Raw genomic sequence first — 4,229 nt, forward strand, 5'->3', positions numbered from 1 at the left:
GTGCGGCGCCACGCCCAACGGGCGCAGGCCTTCCGGGAGGACGGCCGAAGCCGGGCGGGAGCGATTCGAGGCTATCGGAGGGGTGTCAGGCTTCCGCCTTGTACCGGCAGCCCTTGCCCGGCGGTGTTTCCGGCGGTCCGGCAAAACACTGGGCAATCTGCATCCAGCTGACGGCGGCCCCGCCTGACAGCTGAAGCCTGGTGTCTGCAATGCTGCGCACCTGGGTGACCACCTGGGCAAACTCCACCGCAGAGCCTTTGACAAAACCCGCCTCCTGCGGCGTGTTCCACTCCCAGACCGCCCCGGACGGCCCGGTCAGCTGCACAAACGGCGCAGGCTCCGGCACCGCCAGCCCGCGGTTGCGGAAACTCCAGCCGTAGGTCGCCACCCCGAGATGCGCGATGTTGCGGATGCGGTCCTTCTCCTGCCGTTCCCGGCCGAGGAGGTCGAATATCTCCTGTCCGTGCGCCCAAGTCTCCATCTGCCGGGCAGTGACCGAGCTGAGCGCGCTCATGTCCGGGCCGATCCATTGCAACCGCCGTTTGGGATCCGCCTTGGCAAAAGCATCGGCACAGGACTCCGCCCCGAGCCGCCAAGCTTCGAACAGCGCCCGCCCCGACAGGCCGTTCAGCCAGGGAAATTGACAGTCCAGGATGGGCTTGCCCGCCTGCATGTCCCGCCGCACTGGCGCAATGAAAGCAGTAAAGGCCTCGTCTCCTTGCAAGGCAGTCTCCGCTGCGGCGTTGAACAGATGCAGATGTCCCAGAACGTGATCAATGGTCCACCCCTTGAACTGGGTCGCGCGGTGGAAGCCGGCCTCTGGCAGGTTCTTCAGAATCGCCGCCAAAGCGCGGCTTTCGGCACGGAAATCTTCGGCCTGTTGCATGTCTGCTCCCCGGTTCAGTCCGGTTTCAGACTAGCGGCCGGGCAAAAAGGTCTGAACCCTGAACCGCACGTCACACACGTAAAAATGGCGCTACCCTTCGGACATCGCCTGGAACGCGCGCCCGGCAGCCTCGAAGTTGCGACAGAGCGGCGCGGTAAGCCTGGACTGTGCGGCATAGTAGGCACCGGTCCGGCACAGCTGCGCGGCAAACTCCGGATGCACCCCGGCATCATCATATTTGCGCACCCGCTCCTGGCTGAGCCAGCCGCGGCTCTTGACCTCTTTCTGGATCAGCTCCAGCCGCTGGATGCAATGCAGGGCGGTATAGGCCGAAAGATACTCCAGATACGCGCCGATCTCATGGCCGCAGCCGGGGTCGAAAGTCTCGATCATCACATCGGCCATTTGATCGGGGGCGATGGGCCAGGTCTCATCCCCGATCAACCAGGCGAAATCCTCGGCCCCGTGGCGCAGGCCCGCATATTCGAAATCAAACCAGCGCACGAACCCGTCGTCCCCGATCGCGGCATTGCCCGCGCGGCAGTCCCATTTCAGAAACTGAACGCCGGGCTGTTCCACGAATTCGGCCACTGCCGGGTAGTCGAATGAATCGGGGATGCCCATGGAATAGGCTTCCAGAGCCCCGGCCGAGCTGACAAAATTGCGGATCCAGCTGCGGTTGGCGCCAAGATGCGGCAGCACGCTGTGCAGCTCTGTCTTGCGGGCGGCCGCCTGGATGCGGAAGATCGCGGCGCAAGCCTCTGCTGCCAGTTCCAGCTGATCGTCCGGCGCATGTTCGATGATCTCTTCGCTGAGCCGGATCTGACCGCTGTCGGATTGAAACAGAACGTCATTGTGAACACCCAGCACCTGCGGAATGTCATCGCAATGGGGCGCCAGCTGCTCAAGCACGAAGGCCTCCAGATGGGTACGCCGGAAGTTGGCACGCAGGGTGGCGATCACGGTGCGGCCGCCGAAATGCAGCCGCAAGGAGGAACGCGACTTTCCGCCCGGTGCCGAGATTTCCTGCGGCTCTTCACCCAGAACCGCGCGGGCCGCCCCCGCGATATACGCGGAGCGGTCGTCAAACCTACCATCAGCCATCCCAGGTACCCTTTTCCACCTGCCGCCCGAAACCGGTGCGGTTTCCCCTTTATGAGGTCGCACTCTGGCGGCAAAAGACGGCGCTTTTCGGGACAGATCTGGGCTTTTCCAGCGCTTCAATGACCGTTTCGGACGTTGGCGGCCGGCCCGCATTGGCCGATTGGAAACGAAAACTGGATAATGCCGCCGGCATCAGGCGGTTTGTTTCCCGATCCGCTCCGTGTTCGATGAAAGATTGCCTAAAATACGACGAAAGTTTGGCCTCTCCAGCCCGTTTTCCTAGGCTCGCTCAATCCGCGTTTGCGGGTGGCGGAAAGCTGCAGCGCCGCTTTGTTTCAAGAATTTTTCTGGGAGAAGAAAAAAATGGGCCGGGGACATTATTCAAATGGCTGGGGACGCGGGGATGCGTCCTGGGGCGGCAAGCAGGCTTGCGGCGGCAACAGCTATTACAACGGCGGCGTGCAAGGCGGGCATTTCGGCCGCTGGTACGACAGCACCCTGTCTGACCGCTTTGGCTGGAAAGGCAAGGGCAGCCAAGACTGGTGGCAAGAAAAGGACCAGGACGGAACCGGAGACACCAATGGGTCCGGCGTTGCCGAAGGGTCCGGCGGTACCAAGGGGGCCGGCGGAACCAAGGGCTGGGGCGGAAAGAGCCATCACGGCAATAAGCACTGGTGGTACCGCGAAGAAGACGATTGGAACGGTAGCGGGACTGGCGGATCAGGCGGCACCGGAGGCTCCGGTGGATCCGGCGGCACCAAAGGCTGCGGCCCTGGCACCAAGGGAACAGGCACTGGCGGATCAGGCACCGGCGGTTCGGGTGCCGGCGGTTCTGGATCCGGTGGCACCAAGGGGAGCGGCGGCACCAAAGGGTCCGGCGGAACCAAGGGCACTGGAGATGACGGCGGCAATGACGGCAAAACCTCGGTCGCATTCGAGATCGGCGGCAATGGAGATCCCAGTGTCTCTGTTGAGGTGCTGCAGACCCCGCAAGGGCAGCTGTTCATCAAAATGGAACCGACCTCCTGGGATGGCGAAGTTGCAGATATCGACGGGCTGTTTTTCAACATGACGGATGACGCCAGCGTCGACGGGTTGAATTTCTTCCCGGATGAGAACGCGCTGCCGGTCACCGGCCATGCGGCCAGTGCCAATGCAGTCAATGCGCTGGACACCGGCACCACCGTGCCCGGCAGTTTTGACGGCATGGTGCAATTCGGCCAGGAGCCGGACAGCACAGACGGTACCGTCACCAATGCCAACTTCACCCTGTGGTCCGACGCCGGGCTGACACTGGAGGACATCGACCTCAGCAGCATGTCGCTGGTGGTCAGCAACCCGGACGGCTCGCAGCAGGTGCTGGAGGGCGGCTATGACCCGGCGGCGGCAGCCAGCAGCGGTGCATCCTATGCCAATGGCGGGGTAACAGGCGACGGGCTGAGCAACTGGTATGACGCCAATCTGGCCGGCCAGTTCCAAAGCGGCGGCGAGCCCGGTACCGAAGATATCATGGCGCTGATGACCCAGCCGGTAGGCGGCACCATGCCCGGCAGCGGGACAGAGGGCGGTATGGAAGATCTTTACGAGATTGTCTGAGGCGGCCTGAGATATTCTTCACAACCAGCAGGGGGGGCGCAACCGGACGCCCTCCGGTCGTTACAGGCCGTGTCAGGGCAGCGGATCCGTCTTGAACAGGCGGATTTTCAAGCCGCCATGCGCAACTGGGGCGCCAAAGGGCAGGAACGGCAGGTTTGCAGCCTTGGCCAGCCCGGTTTCCGAGGTGACAATACCCACGCGCCAGCCGGAAAAGCGCTCCTTCAGCACCTGCCCCAATGCCCCATAGAGGGCGAACAGAAGTTTCTTGTTGCCGATCCGCGCACCGTAAGGCGGGTTGACGATCACCAGGCCGGGCGGACCGTCCGGGCGCTGCAGATCGCTGACGGCGGCCTGCGCAAAGCGGGTGCAATCCGCCACGCCGGCGCGGTCCGCATTGGCTGCGGCCATTTCAACCGCGCCTTCGTTGCGGTCAGAGCCGTGGAACAGCAGATCTGTATCGCGGATTTCGCCTTGCTGCGTCAGCGCGGACCAGGCCGCCGCATCAAACGTGGCCAGCTTTTCAAAGGCAAAGCTGCGGCTGCGGCCGGGCATCAGGCCTTTGGCAATCTCTGCCGCCTCAATCACAAAGGTACCGGAGCCGCACATCGGGTCCACCACCGGCTCAGCCCCGTCATAACCGCAT

At 63.3% G+C, this 4,229-nt stretch carries 4 protein-coding genes; 1 reads left to right on the forward strand and 3 read right to left on the reverse strand.

The window, feature by feature from the left end; translation table 11 throughout:
- Positions 1–85: 85 nt before the first annotated feature.
- Positions 86–886 (reverse strand): TIGR03084 family metal-binding protein, encoded by an 801-nt coding sequence (locus tag VOI29_RS22990; RefSeq protein ID WP_323784022.1) that lies wholly within the window; start codon positions 884–886, stop codon positions 86–88.
- Between the two features lie 90 nt (positions 887–976).
- Positions 977–1,990 (reverse strand): hypothetical protein, encoded by a 1,014-nt coding sequence (locus tag VOI29_RS22995; RefSeq protein ID WP_323784024.1) that lies wholly within the window; start codon positions 1,988–1,990, stop codon positions 977–979.
- Between the two features lie 363 nt (positions 1,991–2,353).
- On the opposite strand from VOI29_RS22995, the gene VOI29_RS23000 reads away from it, so the two are divergent.
- Entirely contained in the window at positions 2,354–3,586 is a 1,233-nt protein-coding gene (locus VOI29_RS23000) for a hypothetical protein (protein ID WP_323784026.1), read from the forward strand.
- Between the two features lie 72 nt (positions 3,587–3,658).
- Here the strand turns inward: VOI29_RS23000 and VOI29_RS23005 are convergent.
- Positions 3,659–4,229, reverse strand: a 571-nt coding sequence (locus tag VOI29_RS23005; RefSeq protein ID WP_416361580.1) for a THUMP domain-containing class I SAM-dependent RNA methyltransferase, incomplete at its 5' end; no start/stop codon positions are given.

Origin of the sequence: Leisingera sp. (assembly GCF_034669605.1) — a bacterium.
Taxonomy (GTDB): Bacteria; Pseudomonadota; Alphaproteobacteria; order Rhodobacterales; family Rhodobacteraceae; genus Leisingera.

Bases quoted from the DNA above. Each gene is read 5' to 3' on its own strand.
- VOI29_RS22990 (WP_323784022.1), bottom strand. From the start codon at position 886: ATGCAACAGGCCGAAGATTTCCGTGCCGAAAGCCGCGCTTTGGCGGCG.
- VOI29_RS23000 (WP_323784026.1), top strand. From the start codon at position 2,354: ATGGGCCGGGGACATTATTCAAATGGCTGGGGACGCGGGGATGCGTCC.
- VOI29_RS22995 (WP_323784024.1), bottom strand. From the start codon at position 1,990: ATGGCTGATGGTAGGTTTGACGACCGCTCCGCGTATATCGCGGGGGCG.